The sequence below is a fragment of the Intestinibacter sp. genome (assembly GCF_022780145.1).
Taxonomy (GTDB): Bacteria; Bacillota; Clostridia; order Peptostreptococcales; family Peptostreptococcaceae; genus Intestinibacter.
The window spans coordinates 1-4289 of the sequence record NZ_JALEXO010000182.1 but is presented as its reverse complement, the minus strand read 5'-3'; the positions used below and the strand labels follow the sequence as shown (position 1 = coordinate 4289).

At 32.4% G+C, this 4289-nt stretch carries 4 protein-coding genes; all 4 read right to left on the bottom strand.

Annotated features, from left to right (window positions below; translation table 11 throughout):
- Positions 1-1320, bottom strand: a 1320-nt coding sequence (locus tag MR593_RS07265) for a polysaccharide biosynthesis protein (RefSeq protein ID WP_290691402.1), incomplete at its 3' end; no start/stop codon positions are given.
- 264 nt (positions 1321-1584) lie between these two features.
- Positions 1585-2313, bottom strand: a complete 729-nt coding sequence (locus MR593_RS07260) for a CpsD/CapB family tyrosine-protein kinase (protein ID WP_290691400.1) — start codon at positions 2311-2313, stop codon at positions 1585-1587.
- Positions 2314-2323: 10 nt separating this feature from the next.
- Positions 2324-3106: a YveK family protein gene (locus MR593_RS07255; protein ID WP_290691397.1), complete on the bottom strand. Its 783-nt coding sequence runs from the start codon at positions 3104-3106 to the stop codon at positions 2324-2326.
- 255 nt (positions 3107-3361) lie between these two features.
- Positions 3362-4289: WYL domain-containing protein (locus MR593_RS07250; RefSeq protein WP_290691394.1), on the bottom strand; the 928-nt coding region annotated here is incomplete at its 5' end.

The following is a 4289-nucleotide window of genomic DNA, read 5'->3' as shown; positions in this document are numbered from 1 at the left end:
TATTATCATTTCACAGCAGCGCTTAGTAGCCCCCATTATATTAGTAGGGTTGACCGCCTTATCTGTAGAAATCAACACAAATTTCTTCACCTTATATTTATCAGCTATATTTGCCACATTCAAAGTACCAAATACATTGTTCTTAATAGCCTCACAAGGGCTGTACTCCATCAGAGGCACATGCTTATGAGCAGCTGCATGGAACACTACCTCAGGCTTATAAATCTCGAATAAGCTGTCCATTTTTTCCTCATCTCTAACAGACGCTATCATCACATCCAAATCCAGCTCAGGTCTTTTTCTAACTAATTCCTGTTGAATTTCATAGGCATTGTTTTCATATATATCGACTATTATCAATTTTCTAGGCTCGTACTTGGCGATTTGTCTACATAGCTCAGACCCTATAGATCCTCCTCCACCTGTCACCATGACAGTCTTGTTTTTAATGATTTTATCCATATCGCTTAAATTCATTTTTACAGGCTCTCTACCTAATAAATCCTCTATCTGTATATCTCTAAGCTTTGTCAAATTGACCTTTTCATCTATAATTTCATATATTCCAGGTATAGTTTTTACCTTGCATTTAGTATTTTTACAAATATTTATAATTTCTTTTTTTCTAATTGGATTTATATTGGCTATACAAAATATTATCTCATCTATTGCTTTATCTTGTACTATATTTGATATGTCTTCTGTAGTCCCAAGAACTGGTACTCCAAACACTTGCTTTCCTATTTTATTTCTATCATCGTCTACAACTCCGACTGGAATCTTCTTGAGCTCCGGATTTTCAAATAGCTCTCTAAGTATCATATTACCGGCTCTTCCAGCGCCCACTACTAATACCTTCTTTGAATCAGAGGCATTTTGTATTAATCTCATATGCATCAATACTCTTCTCATAGTTCTATACATAACTCTGAGAAATATCATCGCAGTTATAATCATAGCTAAATTAAATATGTAAAAAACTCCATCAAAATTAAACCCTGCTACCTTGATCAAAACTACTGATGGTATAAGAGCCACTAAACATGCTGTAAATATACTAGCTACTTCCTTTTCTCCCCCACATTTCCACAAGCTATCATAGCATCTAAATTTCAATATTGATATTTCATTAATAATAGCGTAAATAAACACAGGCAGTAAATAATAACTACTACTGCTCATATCTAACAAACTCAATGTGAATATAAAACTACAGACACATATAATAAAATCAAAACAAGCCAAAATAACCTGTCTCATCTTACACTTATCTGCATCATTTGATATCTCATCAATTTTTTGCATAATCCTCAAAACCATAAATATCCCTCCAATATCCTATCACCCTCGTTTATTCTTGATAAAACTTTTCGATATTCGCATCTAATCTATTATTCCATTATATTATTTTAATAATTTTTATTAATTATTAAAATGCTTTTAGCGTAAATTTAATTCAAAATTATATTTACATTAACTTATTTAAGTATTTCTTTCTAAAATATTATTAGCTATATAGATCAAATTGATATATAGCTAATAATATTTTTATTGTCCATTTGAATTATTTTGATTTTTGTTATTTTATCTCTTCTTGTTTCTTTTTTTCTTTTTTTTCTTCTTTTTGCTTGAACTAAACAAACTGAATTTTGACTTTTTGTCGTAATCTGAATATCCATAGTAGCTATTATAGTAGCTATATCTTTCAGATTTAAATTTATTTAGTATTACTCCGATAACATTTGAACCTACCTTATTTAATTTATCCAAAGTTATCTTAGCCACCTTGGCGTCGATTGATTTAGATGCATTTACAAGAACTGTTCCATCTACATATTGTGTGATTATGCATGCATCGTTTAATCTACTTATAGGTGGAGAATCTACAAACACATAATCGTATTCTTCTCTAAAATTTCTAATTGTATCCTTCATAGATTGTGAATTCAACAGAATAGATGCATTTGAAGGCACGCCTCCAGAAGTTATAACATCTAGATCACCGATTTTCTTTATGCACTCCTCCTTAGTTTTATGCCCAAACACTATATCTGCTATCCCAAAAGTGTTGTCTATACCAAAATATCTACTGACACCTCTTTTTCTAAAGTCGCAGTCCACTAGTAATACATTTGTATCCTCTAATTCGGCAAAGCATTTAGCTAAATTACATGCTATAGTCGTCTTCCCTTCATCCATTTCTGCACTAGTTATAAGGATTGTCTTTATATTTTTATTTATACCTAAATAGTTTCTTATTTCTCTATAAGACTCGTTTATCTCGTAATTGCCATCATCATATGCTCCTATCATATCCTACCTCCTATTTTTGAATTGCATGTCTACCCTTTGATTTTCCGTCGTCCATTGGTATTGTACCTATTAGTGGTAAATCCCAATATTTTTCCACATCCTCAGGAGTTTTAATCTTAGTATCTAAACATTCAGCTAATAATACTAAAAATATGGATATTACAACACCTACAGCAAAAGCCTTCAATAAAGTTATGTCTCTACTTCTTGGTATAAGTTGTCCATCAGTTGCATCGTAAACAACCTCTACACAGTCCAAATTAATTACTCTCAGAAGCTCATTATTATACGCCTCTGGAAAAGCCTCTGCCACCTGTTTTGCTATCTCTTTAGAAGAACAAGTAACCTGTACATCGATAAATTGTGGAATTTCTGTACTTTGAACAGGATTGATATATCCTACTTGACTAACCTTTAACCCAGTTAAAGCAGCTATATTCTTTTTGACATTCTCAGATTTCGCTAGTCCTATATATGAAGTCGCGATATTTTGATTAGTAGCAGACGCAGAACCAGAATAAGAATTGTAAATATTATTCATAGCCTGAGCCTCTTCCTCCTCGTCAGTTAACTCCTTATCACTGTTTTTCTTAGAACTTTTTTTACTTTGTATTGACTTCATAGAATTAATTCTAATAGTTATCTTAGACTTGTATGTTGGAACATATGAAACATAATTTTTATATGTCTTATACCCCCCAAACGCTAAGCAAATTAAAATGGTTATAATCACAATCCATTTTCTTCTTCTAAATATGTCTATATATTCTCTTATGTTGACTGTTTCCCCCATTTTTTCCTCCAAACTTATTTTTTTATGTAATTATAACATATTTTATCTTTTTTGTAACTCGGTACACCACAAATATAGTTTATTTGCATCTATCCTCGTTGTTTTTCATATGCCTAAAATAAATTACACATTACCCTATTTTTACATACTATAAATTACATTTCAATATAATTCATGAATTTTCCTTTTTATATCACATAAAAAATTGGCACATATTTTTTAACAAAACTATCTGCCAATTTTTTAACTTGTTTTCTATTTTTTAGAATACAAATCCTTCATACTGTCGATTTCCTTCCTAATCATCTCCCTCACACTCTCAGGGAAAATAACCTCCATATCGACACCAAACTGCATTATCCATTTAACAATTCCCATGCCGCCCTTCGCCACAAAAACGCCAATATATTTCTTTTCCGCACTATCATCAACTATCTTATAATTCCTAATTATACCCTTCTGGTGAGCTCTGAATGCGCCATCACACACCTCTTTCTCCACATTTTCCTCGCATTCACTTCCAGTCGTCTCAGCCATGACATCACCTTCAACATTTTCCTCACGCTCACCTCTAGCTGCCTCAGCTATGACATCACCTTCAACATTTTCCTCGCGCTCACCTCTAGCTGCCTCAATCATGCCATAATCTTCAACAATAGACTTCATTTTCTCACTAAAACTATCTATTACATCTCTAGCGTAACCGTCCTCAATATATTTACCTGATAAAATATACTCCTCGTATGTCTTCTCTCCCAAAATCTTCTCCAAAATTTGGTAACTCAGATGTTCCCATCTAATTTTCTCAGACAAATTATTATTCTCAAAATTACCCTTTTCCATAATATATACATAATCGCCGAATTCATCTAGCAAATAATTTAAAAGACTTCTCTTAAACTCTACCATTATAATAGAGAGTTCTCCCCCAAACATCTTAAAAGATCTTCTTAAATACTCCATTGGATTAAACCCATTTCTACACTCTAAAAAACCAGATAATTCCGTAATATCCTCTTCTAGCTTAGTCACATTTAGCATCCTATCTACTCGATAATTCTTAAGAACATTAGAATTTTCCTCAGCACAAACCAAATAATAATTCTTATTCCTCAAAATCATATAAACAGGGCTCTTGACGTAAACCTTTCTCTCGCCGTCAGCATCCACCCTATACACCAGA